Below are 18282 nucleotides of genomic sequence, written 5' to 3'. Positions count from 1 at the left end.
TGTTCGTGTTCAGCTTCCTGCTGATGGACTTATAATAGGCTTGGCTATTTTTTATGTAAATAGCTAAAACTATAAAAATATCGATTTAACTATTATGGTGTTGATTGATAAAGATATTTATTTTTTTATCTCGAGCGTGCGATACTGCTACGAGTGAAAAATGAGCGAGGGATTGGTATGGATTACGAAGAAAGGTTTTTTGCCGAGATGCATCCGCAGATAGCCCAGGTGATTGGCATCGCTGTTATGCAGCTACTTGTTGAACAGGCTGAGATATCGAAAGCATCGATTATCGAGCAAATACAGGTTCTATGGCAGGAGGATGATGTGGACTTGGCTGTAGAGCTGGCTATTGATGTGCTGAGCTTGCCGAAAGAGTAGGGAAAAATGGATCTCGGTAGAACCTGCGCCGTTGCTGGGTTTTAAGTGGTTTTTATAGGCAAAATAGGCCTAAAATGGATCCCGCGAAATGGCACAAAAAACCCGGCTCGGTGGCCGGGTTGACTTTTACTGTATGTGCGATCAGTATTAACGGAGGTGAATGATTTTGCACATGCGCTTAATCTTATTGATTAGCAATTCTCTATCAGTGCCATTTTTTGTGTGTTGCATGGCAATTATGTCTTTCACTAAACTATTGAATTCCTTTTGATTTCTCGGTGATAGTCTTCGTTCTATCTTACCAAGTAATTCAATCGGAAATTTAGTAGTGCTGAAATAGCCTTCATGCTGTAGCTGGATCAAAAGCTCTTCATAAAACTCCAACAGCGGCTCGGCGATTTCATTGAACTCCTTTCTCTTATCACGTTTTATGGCACTTCTGTGCCCCATAAAATGACCAAGCAGGAAGGATATAACCGTCCATCCCAAAGCGATAAGGGGCAGAGAATGTTGGATATACTTATGACCTTCAATGATTTCCTTTGGCATTATTCCTGGACTCTTTTTCCCTTCTTTGGCTACGCGATTGGTTATCTCTCCGCCAGGTAACTCAGTTGTATGCCCTATCCAAACGTCTCGTCAGGCCACTGGCTGGTTAGTAGTCCAGCACAGACCACCAGAAGACACGGCCAATGATTTCTATCTTTTCTAGCGGCTTATCTTCTGGCTGGTGCTCAACTGAGTTATAGCTGCGCACACTAACGGTATCTGGACCAACCCTGTAAAGCAGCTTTATTCGCTTCCAGCCATCCTCACTAATCGCGTATATCTTCCCATCAACGATTTTCTTGTCTTCGGTGTTGATTGCTACCGTGGTGCCGTCAGGTATGTTTGGCTCCATGCTATTGCCGCGAGCAGGGAAACAGAGAATCCCGTGACCGTCTGTACTGGCACCAATTTTTCTCAGCGTGGATTTTGAGAACCGCAGCTTAAACCCGTTATAGTCCTCTTCGTTGTAGCTTCCATCACCACACGCAAACTCAATATCCTTCAGAAATGGTACTTCCACCTCATCATCCCTCAGCGGTGTTTTGCTGTCCCAAACCTCGATAGTCCCCCACTCTGACTCGGGGGCAATATTTGACTCCTTAGAATCTGAGCGCATTGGTCCAACGCCATCACTTAGCCACTCAGGGCGCACGCCAAGCACTTGAGCTATTTGAACGGTCTTTCTAGAGCCTTTAGCTCCTCCGCTTGCTAGCTTCCATACGCTTGGCTGAGCCATACCAACAGCTTCAGCAAGAGCGCCCTGAGTCATGCCTCGCTCCTGCATTGCCTGATTTAATCGCTCTGAAAATGTTGTCTTGTTCATGTCTCAATCATATAGCTGTAGCTATCATAGATTCAAATAGCTTTGTCTATTTACATTCTCAATAGTTAAGGCTATTATTGACACTGTGATATAAAGCAGGAGCTATTTATGGTCAACAAAGCTATCAATTTGGCTATTGAGTTCGTGGGTAGTCAGCAAAAGTTAGCTGACGCCTGCGGAGTTAAGCAGCCATCCGTGTGGGCTTGGTTGCATGGGAAGAAAAAGGTTTCAGCCGAAAACGCAAAGCGTATTGAGTTGGCAACCGGTGGACATGTCCCTGCTTACCAAATCCGTCCAGATTTATCAGACCTGTTTCCTCACCCGAATCAGGCCGCTTAAGAAGTAAGCAACACCGCTCTTTAATAATCTGCCTCCCTCGGAATACCAGGGAACCACAACGCATCAACCGATGCGTAAACACTTATTAACTAAAGGAAGTATTACAAATGGAACTAGCAAATCACAGCAAAAAGGTACGCGAAGTGGAAACAGAGCTTCGTGCCCGACTCGTTTCCATGGGTCAGACAAATTTTGCAAAGATGGCGGGATGGGCTGATTCAAAGGTGAGTCGATTAAACATCCACGATATGGCTGTGACGTTCGTTCTTCTGGGGAAAGTCTGGGAGACAAGCCTTATTCGTGAAGTGGCAAGACAGGCTATTGCAGCTGTGATGCCAGAAAGCAAAAAGCGCCCGGTGGTGGCCGGACGCTCTGAGCAACTAACTATCGACTTCTAAACACACTGTGTTACGTCAATAACAACAGGAGTAATTATGAGTTCTCTATCACAGCTTTACAAGTCCAAGGATAAAAACGGTACCGAAACCACAGTGAAGAAAACCTTCCTGGTGCCGCTGTCAGAAATCTATGTGGAGCCTGGCTTTAACGTTCGTGAAATAGACCAGATTCACGTCGAAGAGTTTCGGGATGCGTTTATTGCCGGCGAGTACGTTCCGCCCTTGGCTGTTCAGGTTACAGAGCAGGGCGTGAAAATCATTGACGGGCACCATCGGTATTATGGGGCCATCGCCGCGCAGGAGTCCGGCACCGAAATTCCACGCCTGGAATGCAAAGATTTCGTTGGTTCTGATGCCGATCGCATCGCCTTCATGGTTACCAGCTCCCAAGGTAAACCTCTGACGCCCCTTGAACGAGCAGCAGCCTACCAGCGCTTGATTAACCAAGGATGGGAGCCTGCAGAGATTGCGAAGAAGGTTAAGCGCTCAGTTGCTGGCGTTGATCACCACCTTCAGTTGCTGACCTGCGGTGATGAGCTGATTGGCATGGTTCGTTCCGGTGAGGTCGCTGCCACTACAGCAGTTGCATTATCCCGCGAGCATGGTCCTCAGGCTTCCGCAGTAGCGGTAGAGCAGATGGGAAAGGCTAAGGCTGCGGGCAAGTCAAAGCTAACGCGTAGTGCTGCATTACCGCAATTCAGTGCTGCGAAGGCGCGAGAGTTCATCCAGCTGATCGCCGATCACCAGTCAATCTCCATTCCAGAAAAAGCACTAACCATCCTGAATGAGTATCGCCAGTTCCTGAAAGATGCTGGCTGGGAGGAAAAGAGTGAGCATGCTTCTAATGGCTAAAGCCATGACGATGAAAGTAGGTAATCCCCTGAGAAAGCTGGTACTCCTGAAGCTGGCAGACAATGCCAGCGATTTGGGCGAGTGCTGGCCTAGTTATCAACATATCGCTGACCAGTGCGAGATAAGCAAGCGCTCAGTGATGAACCACATCGACGCACTATGCGATGCCGGACTGGTGAGAAAAGAGTATCGGCCTGGACCGAAAGGAAACTCCAGCAATGTGTATCACCTAAGCCTACATGGTGCAGGAGATTCACTAGGGGGTAGTGCAGCAAATTCACCAGGTGGTGCAGGAGATTCACTAGGGGGTAGTGCAGGAGATGCACCCAGAACCAGTCACTCTTTTGAACCTATCAATGAACCTATACAGCAGGTCGCTAACGCTCCATGTGAAGTGCATGACGTTTCTTCGAAGTATGCCTTTGCAGGAAATGTCATTCGACTTAACCACGATCACTTCCAGAAGTGGAAGGACCTCTACAGAAACATTGACCTGGTTTATGAACTGAATCGCCTTGATATCGAGTTCACCGCTGAAAAGCCAAAAAACTGGTTCATCACTGCAAGCCAGAAGCTTAGCTATCAGAACAAACAATCTGCCGGCCGACAAATTCAGAAAACGGCCGTGAACCAATCACACTGGAACGACAAAGACGAGTGGGAGAACAACTTCCTATGAAAAACCTTGTCCAGGCGATTCACAATCGCGACAGCAATGCACTGGCTCGCCTTGCTGGAGAAAACAAAGAGCCAGATCGCGGAGTCAACAACGAGGCTGAGAGACTGGTGGATATCCTGTTCGACAACCTCAAGCAGCTTTTTCCGGCATCAGTCAGTACCGCCCTGAAAGACCCGCGTGACGAAGCAGCTGCAAAGCGCCAGTGGATTGCGGCATTTGCAGAGAACAACATCCGCAGCAAAGAGCAGCTTAAATCCGGAATGCAGCACGCTAGGGCAAGCGCATCTCCGTTCTGGCCGTCCCCGGGGCAATTCATTGCATGGTGCAAAGACGCAGAATTTAAAGCTGGCGGACTTCCTGATACAAACGAGCTTTACGACATGGTTATGGAATACTGCGCCCACAAAATTGAGTACGAAACACCGGAGCGATACCCATGGAAGAGCAATGCGTGCTACTGGATGGTGACGAAACTATACGACCTGATGCGATCGCTTAATCTGACAGATGCAGAGCTGCGAAAGCGGTGCACTGAAGAGCTGAGAAAAATGGCTCACCGCATTGAGTCTGCCGAAGAAATCCCCGCTCCTGTTGTTCAAATCCCCAAGCTTCACATCCCACTCAGCAACGATAAAGGCCTGGCGAAAATTGCCGAGCTTCGTGCCAAGCATCGTCTTGGGAGACATTGATATGGACACAGAACGCGAAAGATTCGAAAGATTTTTCCGGAGCGTTTACCGAGAAAGATACCGACTGGAGAGAACGTATCTCGGCTATCGTGACCCATTCGTAAACACATTATTTTTCTTCTGGCAGGAGGGAAGATGAACGCACGAGATAAGATGCTTGCTCACCTAGAAACCAGCAAGCCAACATCCTCATCTGAGTTTCACGCACTAACCAGAGCACCAAAATCCCGCGTCAACCAAATCCTCAAAGAGCTACTCGAGTCCGGCCATATCGAAATTGACAGTCAGATTAACGACATCAAGCGCTACCGGCTAACTAGCCTGCACAGCAATCGTCGTCAGGCGATTCTTGACTATCTGGATGATGGTCACGAAGGAACATCTGGGGATATCTCAGCTGCTACCGGCGTATGCCTGTCAATGACGACGCAGATACTAGTATCGCTTAACAAGCGGGGTGAGGTATATCGCGAGTGGTTAGGTCGGGAAAAGGTCTGGATGTACCGCAAGAACGCGCCACATAAGTTCGGTTGCGCCAACCCACTGACTGCATTTATCAACCAGAGATTAAGAGAGGTACGGACATGAGTAATAGTGATTATGCATTTTACGCAATCATCGACGATGAGGATGCGATCGTTTCTGTAGGGCATGAGAAATACGGAGAAGTTAAGGCTGTATTCCGCACCAAAGAGGATGCTCAGAAAGCTATTGAACTACAAGATGACGCGAATGGCCTACGCATAGAAAAATGCGAAATCGTACAGGCCTAACACCCCAGCACGCTGATGGAGAGGAATGATGAGCGATAGAGCGGAATTTAACAGAGAAATGGCACGAATTATCGTGCATAACTTCTCGATGAAGCCAGAAGCATTGGCAGTCGTAGAAAAATGGGAAGACTGGAATTTTTTTTATTCCATGGGCTTCCGAAAAGAAAGTGCCGGGCAAGCATATCAAGAATGGCTAAAAGACTTATAGCAGCCAACCTGAAGGTAAGTGATGGAGAGGAATGATGAGTAACGAGAATGAATTAGCTAAATGGCTGCAAAGTGGTGGATACCTTCCTGAGTTTCTACGTGACTTCCACGACCAGAAAGACGTGTTTAAGGCTATGCACGACACCATTGGGAATGCTAACGAAAACGGCAATGCGAGAGACGGTCATATCTATGTTATCGACACCTTTCTTTGGTACATGGGTCGATGCGGGTACACCTTGCAAAAATCAAGGAAAAACGTCGAGTTTAAAGATATGCAGGACGACATTGAGCGAAGTAAAGAATATCGCCGCGAAACATTTGCTCGTGTCATTTCAGAACAGAATAAAGGCAAGTGATGGAGAGGAATATGGACGAATCAAGAAAGGCTTTCGAGTCTTGGGTTGTAGAATGGTGGCTGCAGGCAAAGGGTAATATTTGTCGTGATGGCGAGGGATATTCGAATAATTTTATGGAGTATGCATGGAGCGGATGGAAGGCATCTCGCTCCAATATCGAAATTGAATTACCAGAAGTATGCGCATGGAACTTGTGTGAATTGCTAGATAAGAAAGAAGTTATCGAAGCTATCCGCGCCGCTGGAATCAAAGTGAAGGAGTGAGTATGACCTTTGACAAGTACTGGCTTATCGGTCGACTCACTCTTGGGTTTGGCGTGTCTACAGAGTTGTGGCATACGACAAGAAAGAACGACAGCAAGGTGGTTAATTTCATTCACTTTGGATACGTGCCTGACGTTCTTCCAGATAAGAAATGCACTTCAACATTGCTAGTCCTGACAATCATGTGGTTAACAATGAAAATTGGCATCATGAGGATTCGCCATGAAACAGACGATATTTCTCAGGGGTAAGCAGCAACAGCAGTCAGCAATAAACGCCATCCTCGCATCACCTCTTGACAACGACAGACCCATCACCATTCGAATCTCTGACTACAAGCGCAACCTCGACCAGAATGCACGTTTTCACGCGATGCTGGGTGATATCGCTCGTCAGGTCATGTGGTGCGGAAAGCGACTCAAGCCTGAGCAGTGGAAGGTATTGCTGATTAGCGGTCATGCAGTCGCAACAAAGCAGGAGGCTGAAGTAGTACCCGGGTTAGAGGGTGAGTACGTCAACATCCGCGAGAGCAGCGCAGAGATGAGCGTAGGGCGCATGGCGAGCCTCATCGAGTACACGATGGCATGGGCAGCAGGTCAGAACGTCAGATTCACTGACAGGAGGTACGATTGAAGCGAACATATTTCTATCACCCGCCAATGACTACCGACGAAGCCAACCAACTAATCACTCTCTACCACTCCCGAAATGTACAAACAACCAAGCACCTTAGCGCTGACCCACGCCTGTGGGTAGTGGGAGCCTTGTTGCCTGAGTACGCCAGCGAGCCAAAGGGTAGGAGTCAATTTCAATCGAGGATATGGGGATAAGCATGATTCTAATACAAACCGGATTCGGCCTTAGCATAAAGCAACGGCATATGTTTGGTCAGAAAGAATCCAACAGAAAGATGGTTGCCATAAAGATGCCATTTGTCTGCATTTACTGGCTCAACAAGCACGCAACGGCCTATTGGTACGAGTGCGCGCGAGCGGCATTCAATGATCCATCCTGGTTCATAGAAAATCATCACGCTGTACGACAGGCAAAGCGCAAAGCAACCCTAACCAAAATGAAAGCTTTTCAGCAGGCATGGGAAGAGCATCGGGCGCGATACCAGAAGGATATGGAGAAGCTTGAAGATGAAAATCAGCTCCTGAAGAAAAAGCTTTCCGAGGCGGTGAGAGATATTGAGGCGTTCAGAAGGATTTGCGGAGACAAAAAATGAGCAGCTTAGACGATGACTACGCAGACCGACTCGCTGACCTTCTCGAAGATATGGAAGGTGACGGCGTTGACTCTGTAGGAATGATTATGAACTGGGTAGCCGGATATGTTCAGGGAAGAATGGAAGGCAATGGCGCAGAAGCCTACATGTATCAGTTTGAAGATGCCGACATGATTATTCAGATTACCGATTCGGAAGAGACAACAGCAGTGAGGTTGCATTGATGTCGGCATATTACAACGAAATAGACCCATACGCGGCTCAATGGTTACGCAACCTAATTGACGTCGGAGAGATTGCACCCGGTTACGTAGATGAAAGGAGCATTGAAGATGTCACACCAGGCGATTTGCGAGGATTTACCCAGCATCACTTCTTTGCTGGAATCGGTGTCTGGAGTTATGCGCTTAGAAAAGCAGGATGGCCTGATGACAAACCAATCTGGACGGGAAGCTGCCCATGCCAACCTTTCAGCGCGGCAGGCAAAGGAAAAGGGGTTGATGACGAGCGGCACTTATGGCCGGCATTCTTCTGGCTCATTGAGAAATGCAAACCTGGCGTCATCATTGGCGAACAAGTTGCAAGCTCAGACGGCCTCGCTTGGCTCGACCTTGTACAAACTGACCTGGAAGGTGCGAACTACACCTCAGCAGGAACCGATATTTGCGCTGCGGGCTTCGGTTCTCCGCACATCAGGCAGCGACTGTATTGGATGGCCTACTCCAACGACGAACATCAACTTTCAGCCAGAAACGCGCAGGGGAATTCAGAACCTCTCTGGATGCGTGAGATTAGCGGGTTGGCAAACGCCTTTGGCGAACGATGCGACGGGTTCAACGCATTGCTACAGCGGGAAAGACAAGGAAGGAAATCCTCGGATTTGCCTGAAACTTCCGGGTACCGTGAAGCTTTGCACTCATTACCGGTTAACGGCTACTGGAGAGATGCGGACTGGATTTACTGTAGAGATGAAAAATATCGTCCAGTTAGACCCGGCTCATTCCAGATGGTTAATGGCATTGCCAAAAGCCTGGGACGAAGCAAGTCCACATTGGGAGGAATGGCAAAGCGCAATCAAGACCAGCGAATTATTGGATATGGAAACGCAATCAACGCAGAAGTAGCGACGTCATTCGTAAAAAGTTGCATGGAGGTTATTCATGCTTAGTCCCCACGAAGCCCAATCCTACGAGCAGCAGAGCATACGTCGTGCCCTTGAATGTGCTAACTGCGGTAAGCAACTTCACATTCTTGAAGTTCACGTATGCGAATTATGCTGTGCAGAACTGCTATCAGAACCTAATGAAAAAATGACGGAGGAAGATGATGAGTGAGTTACGAATAGGTAGCCTGGCTTTAATTGTGAAAGCATACACAAACCAGTCATCTGTAGGGAAAGTGGTAGAAATACACAGCACTACTGATAAATCAGGGTCATTTATTAGCCCTGCTACAGGAAAGGTAAGATTTTGCCCTGATGCTATTTTCGAGAAGGTCTATGTTTGCATCGGTGATTTTCATTCCGGCTCAGCTGAAGCTGAGGAAGCAGGATTTGGGTTATTTAGGCGAGTGCAACTCATGCCAATCGACGGAGAAGACTTCTCTCACGAAGATGGGCGACAGAAGGAATTGACCAATGGCTAAAGCACCTCGGCGAAAATGCAAAGTCTGCAATGAATGGTTCCACCCGGCATTCTCAAATCAGTGGTGGTGTAGTCCGGAACATGGAACTGAATTAGCAATAGAGCGACGAAGTAAGGAGAGAGAAAAAGCAGAGAAAGCAGCAGACAAGAAACGACGACGAGAAGAGCAGCAGCAGAAAGACAAGCTCAAGATTCGAAAGCTCGCAGTAAAACCCCGCAGTTACTGGATTAAGCAAGCTCAACAAGCAGTAAACACCTTCATCAGAGAAAGAGACCGCGACTTACCATGTATCTCGTGCGGAACGTTCACGTCTGCTCAGTGGGATGCGGGTCACTACCGTACAACTGCTGCGGCACCTCAACTCCGATTTGATGAACGCAATATCCACAAACAATGCGTCGTGTGTAATCAGCACAAGAGCGGCAACCTGGTTCCTTATCGCGTGATGCTCATCGAGCGTATCGGGCAAGTAGCTGTAGACGAAATCGAATCTGACCATAAGCGCCATCGCTGGACTGTAGAAGAGTGCAAAGCGATTAAGGCGGAGTTTCAGCAGAAGCTCAAAGACCTGCGTAACAGCAGAGTGGAGGCAGCATGACGGATAAATCAAACACCCCGGCAGAAATTAAAGACCTGTGGCGAACGCCGCCAGAGATATACCGGGCACTTAGGTGTGAGTTTCCCTTCTTTCTGGATGCAGCTGCAAATCAGGAAAATGCTCTGTGCAAAACGTTCATTGATGCCGAGGAAAATACACTCGAAACAAGCTGGAAAAGCAAGATGCCAGTTGGTGTCAATCGAGCATATGCGTGGCTTAACCCTCCCTACAGCGCCCCAATGCCCTTCGTGAAGAAGGCTTCTCAGGAAAACGCAGATAACTATGTCGGGTGCGTAATGCTTCTCCCGGCAGACACTTCAGTTTTGTGGTTCAGGGAAGCCATTAAGACCGCGCATGAGGTTCGGTTTATCACGGGTGGTCGTCTCTCATTCCTGAACGCTGATACAGGCAAGCCAGTAAACGGCAACAACAAAGGCTCAATGCTCATCATCTGGCATCCATACCCACGGTCAGGCGACTGCCGAATGACAACGGTCGATCGTGATGTGCTGATGCAATACGGAAAACGATTCATGAAGGGGGTCTTATGTGCAGCGTAACCAACATCCAGCAAGTCAAATGGCAGCGTCAGCGCGATATGCATACCGAGCAGGTGCTGATTGGTAAAGAGCAGGAGCTTGAGCGCAGTCTTGAGTATGTTCGCGATCAGCTGCGGGAAGTGCGTAATCGACTAGGTACGAACAAGCCAGACCATGACCCGGAGGCGGCGTAAATGATAACCGTATTCTTAATTTTCTATGCATTCATGGCTGGAATGACTGCTGAGTATGTCCATACAAAAGGGAAAAATATGGGATTCAGGGAGCGGCTTTTCTTGGCATCACTCATCGCTGCGCTGCTTTGGCCTTGGTATGTCTTTGGAGATAAGAAATGAACCTGGAAAACGCAGTCAAGTTTCACTTCGCGAAGTCTATGCAGATAAACGATACACCTCGTGCAACCTCCTCAGAGACGTTAACTGGCACTGATGTGATGGCTGCCATGGGTATGACGCAAAGTCGCGCCACGTTAGGTTACAGCGCGTTTTTAGGGAAGATGGAAATCAGCAGCAATGACCGTGAGAAAGCTATTGAACTGCTGACCCAATATGCACTTGAGCATTGCGATAAGGTTGCCGCCTTACGTAAGCTCGAAAATGATATTAAGCCAAAGGTAATGCAAGTGCTCGCAACATTCGCATTCGCTGACTATTCCCGAAGTGCTGCAAGTACGCGAACCTGTGATTGTTGTGGAGGTAAAAAGTTTGTCGATGCTGAAGTCATGACAATGAAAAGCATCGGGCAGCCGTATCTAACTGAGCGTAAGGAAAAAGTGAAGGTACTTTGCCATAAGTGCAAAGGGAAGGGCGTGCTAACCAATGCGTGCCAGTGCAATGGTAAAGGCGTGGTTGTCGACAAAGAGAAAACTATTCTACAGGGCGGCGTTCCTGCATATAAAACATGCAGTCGCTGTAATGGGCGCGGTTATGCTCGTTTGCTGCCTGATGCAGTCAGGAAATACATCTGCGCTACGGTTATTGATGTACCTGAAACCACATGGCGCAGGTCATATAAGGACTTCTTCGAAAGCCTGGTTGGTGAGTGCATTAAGCAGGAGGAATACGCAAATCAGATGTTGAGCAAAGTCACGCGATAATAAATAATTTCTACGGAAACGGATTTCTGTAGAAATGATGCTTTACAAAGTGGCGATATTTGTTTAATCTGAACTCTAACGATGGGTAACTGACTCCGTTAAGGCGATTAAGTACAAGATGACAGTGCTGATGAATCGGGGACATCGAAACCCTTGAGCCGGGTCTTATGGGGACGGCAACAACGCGACTTCAGCCATCGCCATGAACAAACAAGCCTTGAGGTTCACGCCTTGGGGCTTTTTCATTTACACAACAGGTAAGAGCGCTGACTGGATTAACAAAGCTCCGCACCGTACCAGACGACGAATGCGGCAGTGCTCTTTCCGTTGTGGTGAATGCGCAGGCTGATGCGCGAGAAAGGGAGTAATCCCTGGGTCTATGGCAAGACAAATCTAGAGATAGAGGCGACCCCCGTTGATAGGCCAATGCCGGAATTCAGCACCGGCCACCACAACCTTACCTGCTACCCCAGGCAATCGGTCGAAAGACGCCGGAGTTCAAATGAATAAAGAAACTTTATTAGAACATCTGACTTACGACAAAGAGACCGGTAAATTCACCTGGGTCAAGCCAACAACGAATAGTATCAAAGTTGGTGCCATTGCTGGCACATACCATAGAGACGGATACATCAAGATCTGTATCCACGGTAAAATCTATGCCGCCCATCGTTTAGTTTGGTTGATGGAGAATGGTTCATTCCCGGATGGGGATATCGACCACATCAATTGTAAGAAAGACGATAATCGCATTTCAAACCTTCGAGTAGTTTCAAAATCAGAAAACCAAATGAACCAGGGCGTAACTGTGCGCAATAAATCTGGTGTCAAAGGTGTTCACTGGGACGAAGTAAGCAAAAAATGGGTTGCGTCATTACGGGTGAATGGCAAGAAAGTGATTGTCGGAATGTTTGACGATATCGCTATCGCTGCCAGCGAAATAATGAAAAGCAGAGAGCATTACCATGGTGAATTCAGCAACCATGGGTAATTAATTGCACGACCTTTCTGAAAGCGTCCTACCACCAAACACCAGAACACACACAGATACCCTCTAGCATTCGTGGCCACGGGGTAGGGCGTTTTACACAAATGAAAAACCCAGCACTATGGCTGGGCTTCGTGAAGATGGTCGGCAAGAGATTGCGTCAACAACCTCCTACCTGATCTGCTCATGCTATTAGTCACGAACAAACCACGTTACCGAAAAATGTATCCTGGATTTGTTCTGTCAACAACCACGTTAATTCCTATCCTGAACAGATCCCCGTTCCAGGGGGTGGAAATGAACAAGATGCCATACAAAAGCGATCCGAACCTCTGGTCGATCCTCATCGCTTTCGGCATGACTCTAGTCGGCGCAGTAGCCAGCTACTCATTCAAAGTCCTCAACGGTGAAGCATTCAGTTGGAGGACTATGTGCCTACAACTCATCGTGTCGATTTTCGCTGGACTACTCATGATCATGATTGCTATTCACTACGGCTGGCCACAGGAAGTTACTGGCGGCGTTTGTGGTATGGCTGGATGGTCTGGTTCTTCTCTGATTAAGGCGCTTGAAGGGCGATTCCTTAACAAAGCGGCGGGGAATGAAGCAGAAAATGAATAAAGAACAATTTATGCAAGCTGCTGGCATCTCCCAGCCGTTAGCTGATAAGTGGTATCAGGTTGTAGTTGATGCAATGAAAGAATTCGGCATCGACACGCCAAAACGCCAGGCGGCATTCATTGCACAAATTGGCACAGAATCAAATGGCTTTCGAGCAGTACAGGAATCCTTGAACTACTCAGTTAATGGCCTGCAGATTTTTGGCTCACGACTTACCTCGGCACAGCGAGAGCAATTAGGTCGCAAGCCGGGAGAGTTGGCACTATCTCCATCACGACAGGCCTCTATTGCAAACATCGTTTATGGCGGCCGGTATGGTAACAATCAGAATGGTGACGGCTGGAAATATCGCGGGAGAGGACTGAAGCAAGTCACTTTCAAAGATAACTATGACAACTGCGGTAAAGCTTTAGGTCTCGACCTGGTATCAGACCCTGATTTGACCCTCACTGATAATAACGCTGCACGTTCAGCCGGCTGGTTTTGGAAAGCTAATAACTGTAATCAGTTCGCAGATGCTGGCGATATCAATGGACTAACCAAGCGTATTAATGGTGGATTCAATGGACTGCAGGACAGGATAGATCGCACCAGGAAAGCGGAGGCTGTTCTGTTATGAATCTGACAGTCATCAAAACACTCATCCCCGTTATGTTTGCTCTCATTATCATCGGTTTCATCGTCAAGCTTGGCGTAGACAATCGGCAGTTAAAGACTGACAACTACGCGCTTCAAAAAGAATCCAGAGAGCTGACCAGCAAAAACACTGGTCTTGCTAACACGCTTCAGGATTTGACCAACGCAGTAACTGCAATGAACCAACTGGCTGACAAAGAGGCTAAGCGCCGTGCTGCCGCAGAGATGAAGTCTCAACGATTACAGGACGAAATAAAAAATGCGCTTAAAGACAACCAATGCGCTGTTGCTATTATTCCTGATAGCGTCGTTGAGCGGCTGCGCCAACAAGCCGACAGTGCGCGAAGCCATAAAGGTAAAAAGTCCTCCTATACCAGCAAGTCTTCTGACTGACTGTGGGGTGCCAAACATTCCGGCACAAATGACATTCGCAGATAGCGTCCAGTTAAACATTACCTTGCTGCTCTCGGTCGAGAACTGCAACGGACAGCTAGAAGCTATTCGTGAAATAGAATCCTCCCGTCAACAAACTTCATCAGAAAAAATCTCAGGAGCCAAAAATGACTAAGCGCGTAATCTCTACCGGTGGTGTACCAACCACAGTAACAACCTCTTCTGATTTACCAGTAGCCGCGACATCAAGCACTGCAGGCATCGTTAAGCAAATGCCATTCACTGCGCAACTGACCGCGGCACCAACACAGGCAGACTTCAACGCACTGCTGACTAAGCTGATCGCATCCGGTCAGATGGCATCAAGCTGAGAAATGCACATGAAAATTATCGAAGCATTACGAGAAGGTGATTTGTCATTTGTGCAGGTTAAGCACAATCAGGTAACAGTAGCCATTCATAAAATGGGCGAACTGGTTTCAATTACCACGAAAGGACGCGGCAACGTTAGGTTTGCAAAAAGCCAGGCCAAACTTCTCACTCAAATGATTAACGGAAAATAACATGGCAAAGCTCACCGACAAACAAGAGCTGTTTGCCCGTGAGTACCTGAAAGACCTCAATGCCACACAGGCAGCTATCAGGGCGGGTTACAGCGAGAAAACCGCCAAAGAGGTAGGTTATGAAAACCTCACTAAACCTCACGTCCTCGAATTAGTTGCGGAGTTAAAAGCTCAGCGTGTAGAGCAAACAGGAATAGACGCTGCTTATGTACTTCGACGACTGACTGAAATAGATCAGATGGACGTGCTGGACATCCTGCTTGCCAATGGCGAACTGAAGCCGATTAAAGACTGGCCGAAGGTGTGGCGTACAACTCTATCCGGAATGGATGTAGTTGAGATGGCATCTGCAGATAGCGCAGCTCTCCTGAAGAAAATCAAATGGCCTGACAAGGTTAAAAACCTTGAATTGCTAGGCAAGCACGTTAATGTCCAGGCTTTCAAAGACCAAGTGTCTAGTGAGATCACTGGTAAAAATGGTGGACCTATTCAATACACCGACATCACCGAAGAAGAATTAGATGAACGTTTGAAGGAGCTTGGTCATGGCCGACACAGATCACAGCTCGCTGAGAAACAGGCAGACTCTTGAGGCATATAAGCGCCGTGCCATAAAAGAAGCTCGTGAGAGTCTGATGGGATTCACGCTATACACCAACCCTCAGTATGAAACAGGATGGTTTAATGAGTTACTTTCAGCTGAGCTGGATAACTTCCTGGTAGAAGCTGAGCAAGGACTAATGCCTCGTCTGATGATATTTGCCCCGCCACGTTCTGGTAAGAGCGAGAAGGCATCACGTCGCTTCCCGGCTTATGTGTTGGGTAAGCATCCAAACTGGAACGTAATTGCCTGCTCATACTCATCTGACCTTGCAAATCGAATGTCGAGGGACACCCAGCGCATCATCGATTCAGATCGCTACAAAGAAGTGTTCCCCAACGTGCGACTCAACGGATCTAACATCAGGACGGTAGCTGGCGGTGCAATTCGTACAGCTGAGTTGTGGGAAACATTATCAGCTGATGGGCGTCTTCATGGTGGCTCATATCGAGCTGCGGGCGTTAATGGCGGTATCACCGGCCAGGGTATGAACATCGGAATCATTGATGACCCAGCCAAGGATTACAAAACAGCATCATCACCAACATACCAAGAAGCGGTTATTGACTGGTATGACACAACATTCTTCACGCGTGCTGACCCGAAGATAAACGGAATAATCATCATCCTTACTCGCTGGCATCAGAATGACCTTGCTGGTCAGTTGTTGAAGTTAGCAGAAGAGGGAGGTGAGCAGTGGCGCGTTGTTAGCTTTCCAATGGAAGCTGAGAAAGAAGAGATTCACGAGCTGAATGGCAAGACCTATCTATTACGCAAGCCTGGTGAAATCCTGTTTCCTGAGCGCATGCCTCAGGAGTTCGTCGACAAGGCCAAGCAACGTGGATCGCTAGTATGGAATGCCCTCTATCAGCAGCGACCAACCGCTAAAGGCGGCGGCCTGATTAAATCTGAATGGTTCGGCGAATACTCAGTGCTTCCTCCTATGCAGTGGCGAGCCGTTTATGGCGATACTGCGCAGAAAACAAAAGAGGTCAATGACTTCTCCGTATTCGAACATTGGGGATTAGGCACTGACGGATACATCTACCTGATAGACATGATCCGCGGCAAGTGGGAAGCAGAAGAGCTTCAGCGCCGCGCGGTCGCGTTCTGGGATAAATGCAAAATCCTCAAGAACGGACCTCTACGCCACATGGCGATAGAAGATAAGTCATCCGGTACCGGGCTCATCCAGAACATTCGCAAAAAGGCCATATGTCCTATCAAGGCCATCCAGCGCGATAAAGACAAATACACTCGCCTGATGGACGTGCAGGGATACATCGAGTCCGGGTATATCAAGTTGCCCAACAACGCACCATTCATTAACGACTTCCTCGTCGAGATGGAAGCCATCAACCCTGATTTCAATACGCACGACGACCAGCTAGATCCGATGATGGATGCCATCGACGAAATGAAGAATGGCAATGGTCCGTTACGCATATCTGAAGAACTTTTGAGGCTCGCATAGTGTTTGAACGCTGGAAAAAGAAAAAAGCTGAGCCTCCAAAGGAAGAGGCAAAACAGCCCATGTCGCTGGCTAATGCGCTGGCGATGCTGAATGAACAGGAAAGGATTAAATCAGAGGGTGAAGTGCTTCGTCAGATTGAGCGCTATACGCCACCTCCCGGAGTGATCCCTGAGAGCGTGGGTGAGGCTGCTCTGGCGATGGACTCCACACCTTACAGTTACCTTAATTCAGCAAATATCACCGCATATGGCTACGGTGGCTTCCCTGGCTATCCATACCTCTCACAGCTCGCTCAGTTGCCGGAATATCGCAAGATTACTGGCACGATAGCTGAAGAGATGACACGCAAGTGGATTGAGCTGAAGCACATCGGCAAAGATGACGGCGATGATAAGGCCGACAAGATTCGCCAGCTTGATGACGCATTAAAGCGTTTCAAAGTGCGCGAGAAGTTTCGTGAAGCTGCTGAGCATGACGGTTACTTCGGTCGCGGTCAGATTTACATCGATGTGAAAACACCGAGTGGTAACTCTGCCTGGACTGTTCCTGACGAACTGGACAAGAAGCTCTACATCAGCCCGCGCAAGATAACCAAAGGCAGCTTGAACGGTTTCCGTGTCATCGAAGCGATGTGGACTTACCCGGGTGTGTATAACGCTGACAACCCACTTAGCCCCGATTTCTTCAACCCGGCTGAATGGTACGTCATGGGGCGCACAGTTCACGCAAGCCGCATGCTGACGATGATTTCCCGACAAGTGCCGGATATCCTCAAGGCAGCATATAACTTCGGCGGACTGTCTCTTAGCCAGATGGCTGAGCCATACGTGCAGAACTGGCTGAGAACGCGTGACAGCGTGAGCGACCTGGTTCACTCGTTTGTGGTTTATGGCCTGAAGACGAACATGCAAAACGTCTTATCCGGAGTTGCAGACCCAAACCTGTTTATGCGAGCTGAGTTCTTCAATAAGGTCCGCGATAACCGTGGAATGTTCCTTGTTGATAAGGATTCAGAAGAGTTCTTCCAGTTCGTGACAAGCCTGTCCGGTGTCGATGCTCTTCAGGCGCAAGCACAGGAGCAGATGGCGTCAGTCTCAAGCATCCCTCTGGTTAAGCTGCTTGGCATCACTCCTAACGGCCTCAACGCTTCGTCTGATGGTGAAATACGCGTCTTCTACGATTCTATCCACGCTATGCAGGAGAATCTGTTCAGGAGCCCTCTGAAAACAGTGCTGGATGTCATCCAGTTGAACGAATTCGGCGAGATTGACCCAGACATCGATTTCGAGTTCCTGCCGCTGTATGAGCTTACAGAAGCCGAGAAAGCCGAAGTCATGAAGCATCAGTCCGAGGCTGACAAGAACTATGCCGAAGCCGGAGTGTTCGACCTCGACGCGATCAGGAGTATGCGCCAGTCAGACAAGGCAAGCCCATACCACATGATGGAATCTGAAGATGACGAAGATTACGAAAACGAGTCCATCGAAGAAGGATTCGAAGAGCCAGAAAACCCTTCGTCCAATCAGGGCTAACGCCGGAGTTCATGAGTGGTATCGCGCCGAGCTTCT

34 protein-coding genes are annotated in these 18282 nt (G+C 48.2%); 32 read left to right on the top strand and 2 right to left on the bottom strand.

The features are described 5' to 3' along the window. Window positions 1–177 precede the first annotated feature (177 nt). Window positions 178–381: a hypothetical protein gene (locus tag JO226_RS21295; RefSeq protein WP_296407150.1), complete on the top strand. Its 204-nt coding sequence runs from the start codon at window positions 178–180 to the stop codon at window positions 379–381. Window positions 382–528: 147 nt separating this feature from the next. On the opposite strand, the gene JO226_RS21290 is transcribed toward JO226_RS21295, so the two are convergent. Next, window positions 529–930: a hypothetical protein gene (locus tag JO226_RS21290; RefSeq protein ID WP_296407148.1), complete on the bottom strand. Its 402-nt coding sequence runs from the start codon at window positions 928–930 to the stop codon at window positions 529–531. 106 nt (window positions 931–1036) lie between these two features. After that, entirely contained in the window at window positions 1037–1753 is a 717-nt protein-coding gene (locus tag JO226_RS21285; protein WP_296407146.1) for a helix-turn-helix transcriptional regulator, read from the bottom strand. Between the two features lie 108 nt (window positions 1754–1861). Here JO226_RS21285 and JO226_RS21280 point away from each other — a divergent pair, with 108 nt between their 5' ends. From JO226_RS21280 to JO226_RS21130, 31 genes are all read left to right on the top strand, one after another. Continuing rightward, the gene (locus JO226_RS21280) at window positions 1862–2092 is read left to right on the top strand and encodes a helix-turn-helix domain-containing protein (protein ID WP_296407145.1); all 231 of its coding nucleotides are present in this window, start codon (window positions 1862–1864) and stop codon (window positions 2090–2092) included. 107 nt (window positions 2093–2199) lie between these two features. Further along, window positions 2200–2490, top strand: coding sequence for a CII family transcriptional regulator (locus JO226_RS21275; RefSeq protein ID WP_296407143.1), 291 nt, complete (start codon window positions 2200–2202; stop codon window positions 2488–2490). A gap of 36 nt (window positions 2491–2526) precedes the next feature. After that, window positions 2527–3342 (top strand): DNA-binding protein, encoded by an 816-nt coding sequence (locus tag JO226_RS21270; RefSeq protein WP_296407141.1) that lies wholly within the window; start codon window positions 2527–2529, stop codon window positions 3340–3342. Further along, on the top strand, window positions 3320–4021 hold the full coding sequence (locus tag JO226_RS23380; RefSeq protein ID WP_367273570.1) for a helix-turn-helix domain-containing protein: 702 nt from the start codon (window positions 3320–3322) through the stop codon (window positions 4019–4021). The genes JO226_RS21270 and JO226_RS23380 overlap by 23 nt, the downstream gene beginning before the upstream one ends. Next, window positions 4018–4710 (top strand): replication protein P, encoded by a 693-nt coding sequence (locus tag JO226_RS21260; RefSeq protein WP_296407140.1) that lies wholly within the window; start codon window positions 4018–4020, stop codon window positions 4708–4710. Before JO226_RS23380 ends, JO226_RS21260 begins: the two co-directional genes overlap by 4 nt. A gap of 135 nt (window positions 4711–4845) precedes the next feature. Further along, window positions 4846–5298 (top strand): transcriptional regulator, encoded by a 453-nt coding sequence (locus tag JO226_RS21255; protein ID WP_296407138.1) that lies wholly within the window; start codon window positions 4846–4848, stop codon window positions 5296–5298. Then, window positions 5295–5483, top strand: a complete 189-nt coding sequence (locus JO226_RS21250) for a hypothetical protein (RefSeq protein WP_296407136.1) — start codon at window positions 5295–5297, stop codon at window positions 5481–5483. Before JO226_RS21255 ends, JO226_RS21250 begins: the two co-directional genes overlap by 4 nt. Window positions 5484–5508: 25 nt before the next feature. Continuing rightward, window positions 5509–5691, top strand: a complete 183-nt coding sequence (locus JO226_RS21245) for a hypothetical protein (protein ID WP_296407134.1) — start codon at window positions 5509–5511, stop codon at window positions 5689–5691. Window positions 5692–5722: 31 nt separating this feature from the next. Next, window positions 5723–6049: a hypothetical protein gene (locus JO226_RS21240; RefSeq protein WP_296407132.1), complete on the top strand. Its 327-nt coding sequence runs from the start codon at window positions 5723–5725 to the stop codon at window positions 6047–6049. Window positions 6050–6060: 11 nt separating this feature from the next. After that, complete coding sequence (locus JO226_RS21235; protein WP_296407130.1) at window positions 6061–6312, top strand: hypothetical protein; 252 nt, start codon at window positions 6061–6063, stop codon at window positions 6310–6312. A gap of 2 nt (window positions 6313–6314) precedes the next feature. Then, window positions 6315–6563, top strand: coding sequence for a hypothetical protein (locus JO226_RS21230; RefSeq protein WP_296407128.1), 249 nt, complete (start codon window positions 6315–6317; stop codon window positions 6561–6563). Beyond that, complete coding sequence (locus tag JO226_RS21225) at window positions 6535–6945, top strand: recombination protein NinB (RefSeq protein ID WP_296407127.1); 411 nt, start codon at window positions 6535–6537, stop codon at window positions 6943–6945. Before JO226_RS21230 ends, JO226_RS21225 begins: the two co-directional genes overlap by 29 nt. 199 nt (window positions 6946–7144) lie before the next feature. Then, on the top strand, window positions 7145–7540 hold the full coding sequence (locus tag JO226_RS21220) for a hypothetical protein (RefSeq protein WP_296407125.1): 396 nt from the start codon (window positions 7145–7147) through the stop codon (window positions 7538–7540). After that, window positions 7537–7764: a hypothetical protein gene (locus JO226_RS21215; protein WP_296407123.1), complete on the top strand. Its 228-nt coding sequence runs from the start codon at window positions 7537–7539 to the stop codon at window positions 7762–7764. The genes JO226_RS21220 and JO226_RS21215 overlap by 4 nt, the downstream gene beginning before the upstream one ends. Further along, entirely contained in the window at window positions 7764–8708 is a 945-nt protein-coding gene (locus tag JO226_RS21210; protein ID WP_296407120.1) for a DNA cytosine methyltransferase, read from the top strand. Before JO226_RS21215 ends, JO226_RS21210 begins: the two co-directional genes overlap by 1 nt. Next, window positions 8701–8874 (top strand): protein NinF, encoded by a 174-nt coding sequence (locus JO226_RS21205; RefSeq protein WP_296407118.1) that lies wholly within the window; start codon window positions 8701–8703, stop codon window positions 8872–8874. The genes JO226_RS21210 and JO226_RS21205 overlap by 8 nt, the downstream gene beginning before the upstream one ends. Further along, window positions 8864–9184 carry a hypothetical protein gene (locus JO226_RS21200; protein ID WP_296407116.1) on the top strand — a complete coding sequence of 107 codons (321 nt, stop codon included), beginning with the start codon at window positions 8864–8866 and terminating at the stop codon, window positions 9182–9184. The genes JO226_RS21205 and JO226_RS21200 overlap by 11 nt, the downstream gene beginning before the upstream one ends. Continuing rightward, complete coding sequence (locus JO226_RS21195) at window positions 9177–9782, top strand: recombination protein NinG (RefSeq protein WP_296407114.1); 606 nt, start codon at window positions 9177–9179, stop codon at window positions 9780–9782. The genes JO226_RS21200 and JO226_RS21195 overlap by 8 nt, the downstream gene beginning before the upstream one ends. Continuing rightward, on the top strand, window positions 9779–10342 hold the full coding sequence (locus tag JO226_RS21190) for a phage N-6-adenine-methyltransferase (RefSeq protein ID WP_296407112.1): 564 nt from the start codon (window positions 9779–9781) through the stop codon (window positions 10340–10342). Before JO226_RS21195 ends, JO226_RS21190 begins: the two co-directional genes overlap by 4 nt. Beyond that, window positions 10330–10515, top strand: a complete 186-nt coding sequence (locus JO226_RS21185) for a hypothetical protein (protein ID WP_296407111.1) — start codon at window positions 10330–10332, stop codon at window positions 10513–10515. The genes JO226_RS21190 and JO226_RS21185 overlap by 13 nt, the downstream gene beginning before the upstream one ends. Then, window positions 10516–10677, top strand: a complete 162-nt coding sequence (locus tag JO226_RS21180; RefSeq protein WP_296407109.1) for a hypothetical protein — start codon at window positions 10516–10518, stop codon at window positions 10675–10677. Next, window positions 10674–11438 (top strand): antitermination protein, encoded by a 765-nt coding sequence (locus JO226_RS21175; RefSeq protein ID WP_296407107.1) that lies wholly within the window; start codon window positions 10674–10676, stop codon window positions 11436–11438. Before JO226_RS21180 ends, JO226_RS21175 begins: the two co-directional genes overlap by 4 nt. Window positions 11439–11940: 502 nt before the next feature. Next, on the top strand, window positions 11941–12429 hold the full coding sequence (locus tag JO226_RS21170) for an HNH endonuclease (protein WP_296407105.1): 489 nt from the start codon (window positions 11941–11943) through the stop codon (window positions 12427–12429). Window positions 12430–12732: 303 nt separating this feature from the next. Continuing rightward, window positions 12733–13047, top strand: a complete 315-nt coding sequence (locus tag JO226_RS21165) for a phage holin family protein (protein ID WP_296407199.1) — start codon at window positions 12733–12735, stop codon at window positions 13045–13047. Further along, entirely contained in the window at window positions 13040–13666 is a 627-nt protein-coding gene (locus JO226_RS21160; RefSeq protein WP_296407104.1) for a glycoside hydrolase family 19 protein, read from the top strand. Before JO226_RS21165 ends, JO226_RS21160 begins: the two co-directional genes overlap by 8 nt. After that, window positions 13663–14076, top strand: coding sequence for a DUF2570 domain-containing protein (locus JO226_RS21155; RefSeq protein WP_296407102.1), 414 nt, complete (start codon window positions 13663–13665; stop codon window positions 14074–14076). Before JO226_RS21160 ends, JO226_RS21155 begins: the two co-directional genes overlap by 4 nt. Window positions 14077–14243: 167 nt before the next feature. Further along, complete coding sequence (locus JO226_RS21150; RefSeq protein ID WP_296407100.1) at window positions 14244–14447, top strand: hypothetical protein; 204 nt, start codon at window positions 14244–14246, stop codon at window positions 14445–14447. A gap of 9 nt (window positions 14448–14456) precedes the next feature. Further along, the gene (locus JO226_RS21145) at window positions 14457–14639 is read left to right on the top strand and encodes a hypothetical protein (protein WP_296407098.1); all 183 of its coding nucleotides are present in this window, start codon (window positions 14457–14459) and stop codon (window positions 14637–14639) included. Window position 14640: 1 nt separating this feature from the next. Then, window positions 14641–15231, top strand: coding sequence for a terminase small subunit (locus tag JO226_RS21140; RefSeq protein ID WP_296407096.1), 591 nt, complete (start codon window positions 14641–14643; stop codon window positions 15229–15231). Then, on the top strand, window positions 15185–16714 hold the full coding sequence (terL, locus tag JO226_RS21135) for a phage terminase large subunit (protein ID WP_296407095.1): 1530 nt from the start codon (window positions 15185–15187) through the stop codon (window positions 16712–16714). The genes JO226_RS21140 and terL overlap by 47 nt, the downstream gene beginning before the upstream one ends. Next, the gene (locus JO226_RS21130) at window positions 16714–18246 is read left to right on the top strand and encodes a DUF1073 domain-containing protein (RefSeq protein WP_367273569.1); all 1533 of its coding nucleotides are present in this window, start codon (window positions 16714–16716) and stop codon (window positions 18244–18246) included. Before terL ends, JO226_RS21130 begins: the two co-directional genes overlap by 1 nt. The last annotated feature ends 36 nt before the right edge of the window (window positions 18247–18282 follow it).

Source organism: Pluralibacter sp., from assembly GCF_019237635.1.
Lineage (GTDB): Bacteria > Pseudomonadota > Gammaproteobacteria > Enterobacterales > Enterobacteriaceae > Enterobacter_B.
The sequence above is the reverse complement of the archived record's forward strand: the minus strand, read 5'-3'. Positions and strand labels throughout refer to the sequence as shown.

Excerpts from the sequence above, each read along its gene's own strand:
- JO226_RS21295 (WP_296407150.1), top strand. The coding sequence starts at position 178 with ATGGATTACGAAGAAAGGTTTTTTGCCGAGATGCATCCGCAGATAGCC.
- JO226_RS21290 (WP_296407148.1), bottom strand. The coding sequence starts at position 930 with ATGCCAAAGGAAATCATTGAAGGTCATAAGTATATCCAACATTCTCTG.
- JO226_RS21285 (WP_296407146.1), bottom strand. The coding sequence starts at position 1,753 with ATGAACAAGACAACATTTTCAGAGCGATTAAATCAGGCAATGCAGGAG.
- JO226_RS21280 (WP_296407145.1), top strand. The coding sequence starts at position 1,862 with ATGGTCAACAAAGCTATCAATTTGGCTATTGAGTTCGTGGGTAGTCAG.
- JO226_RS21275 (WP_296407143.1), top strand. The coding sequence starts at position 2,200 with ATGGAACTAGCAAATCACAGCAAAAAGGTACGCGAAGTGGAAACAGAG.
- JO226_RS21270 (WP_296407141.1), top strand. The coding sequence starts at position 2,527 with ATGAGTTCTCTATCACAGCTTTACAAGTCCAAGGATAAAAACGGTACC.
- JO226_RS21260 (WP_296407140.1), top strand. The coding sequence starts at position 4,018 with ATGAAAAACCTTGTCCAGGCGATTCACAATCGCGACAGCAATGCACTG.
- JO226_RS21255 (WP_296407138.1), top strand. The coding sequence starts at position 4,846 with ATGAACGCACGAGATAAGATGCTTGCTCACCTAGAAACCAGCAAGCCA.
- JO226_RS21250 (WP_296407136.1), top strand. The coding sequence starts at position 5,295 with ATGAGTAATAGTGATTATGCATTTTACGCAATCATCGACGATGAGGAT.
- JO226_RS21245 (WP_296407134.1), top strand. The coding sequence starts at position 5,509 with ATGATGAGCGATAGAGCGGAATTTAACAGAGAAATGGCACGAATTATC.
- JO226_RS21240 (WP_296407132.1), top strand. The coding sequence starts at position 5,723 with ATGATGAGTAACGAGAATGAATTAGCTAAATGGCTGCAAAGTGGTGGA.
- JO226_RS21235 (WP_296407130.1), top strand. The coding sequence starts at position 6,061 with ATGGACGAATCAAGAAAGGCTTTCGAGTCTTGGGTTGTAGAATGGTGG.
- JO226_RS21230 (WP_296407128.1), top strand. The coding sequence starts at position 6,315 with ATGACCTTTGACAAGTACTGGCTTATCGGTCGACTCACTCTTGGGTTT.
- JO226_RS21225 (WP_296407127.1), top strand. The coding sequence starts at position 6,535 with ATGAAACAGACGATATTTCTCAGGGGTAAGCAGCAACAGCAGTCAGCA.
- JO226_RS21220 (WP_296407125.1), top strand. The coding sequence starts at position 7,145 with ATGATTCTAATACAAACCGGATTCGGCCTTAGCATAAAGCAACGGCAT.
- JO226_RS21215 (WP_296407123.1), top strand. The coding sequence starts at position 7,537 with ATGAGCAGCTTAGACGATGACTACGCAGACCGACTCGCTGACCTTCTC.
- JO226_RS21210 (WP_296407120.1), top strand. The coding sequence starts at position 7,764 with ATGTCGGCATATTACAACGAAATAGACCCATACGCGGCTCAATGGTTA.
- JO226_RS21205 (WP_296407118.1), top strand. The coding sequence starts at position 8,701 with ATGCTTAGTCCCCACGAAGCCCAATCCTACGAGCAGCAGAGCATACGT.
- JO226_RS21200 (WP_296407116.1), top strand. The coding sequence starts at position 8,864 with ATGATGAGTGAGTTACGAATAGGTAGCCTGGCTTTAATTGTGAAAGCA.
- JO226_RS21195 (WP_296407114.1), top strand. The coding sequence starts at position 9,177 with ATGGCTAAAGCACCTCGGCGAAAATGCAAAGTCTGCAATGAATGGTTC.
- JO226_RS21190 (WP_296407112.1), top strand. The coding sequence starts at position 9,779 with ATGACGGATAAATCAAACACCCCGGCAGAAATTAAAGACCTGTGGCGA.
- JO226_RS21185 (WP_296407111.1), top strand. The coding sequence starts at position 10,330 with ATGTGCAGCGTAACCAACATCCAGCAAGTCAAATGGCAGCGTCAGCGC.
- JO226_RS21180 (WP_296407109.1), top strand. The coding sequence starts at position 10,516 with ATGATAACCGTATTCTTAATTTTCTATGCATTCATGGCTGGAATGACT.
- JO226_RS21175 (WP_296407107.1), top strand. The coding sequence starts at position 10,674 with ATGAACCTGGAAAACGCAGTCAAGTTTCACTTCGCGAAGTCTATGCAG.
- JO226_RS21170 (WP_296407105.1), top strand. The coding sequence starts at position 11,941 with ATGAATAAAGAAACTTTATTAGAACATCTGACTTACGACAAAGAGACC.
- JO226_RS21165 (WP_296407199.1), top strand. The coding sequence starts at position 12,733 with ATGCCATACAAAAGCGATCCGAACCTCTGGTCGATCCTCATCGCTTTC.
- JO226_RS21160 (WP_296407104.1), top strand. The coding sequence starts at position 13,040 with ATGAATAAAGAACAATTTATGCAAGCTGCTGGCATCTCCCAGCCGTTA.
- JO226_RS21155 (WP_296407102.1), top strand. The coding sequence starts at position 13,663 with ATGAATCTGACAGTCATCAAAACACTCATCCCCGTTATGTTTGCTCTC.
- JO226_RS21150 (WP_296407100.1), top strand. The coding sequence starts at position 14,244 with ATGACTAAGCGCGTAATCTCTACCGGTGGTGTACCAACCACAGTAACA.
- JO226_RS21145 (WP_296407098.1), top strand. The coding sequence starts at position 14,457 with ATGAAAATTATCGAAGCATTACGAGAAGGTGATTTGTCATTTGTGCAG.
- JO226_RS21140 (WP_296407096.1), top strand. The coding sequence starts at position 14,641 with ATGGCAAAGCTCACCGACAAACAAGAGCTGTTTGCCCGTGAGTACCTG.
- terL (WP_296407095.1), top strand. The coding sequence starts at position 15,185 with ATGGCCGACACAGATCACAGCTCGCTGAGAAACAGGCAGACTCTTGAG.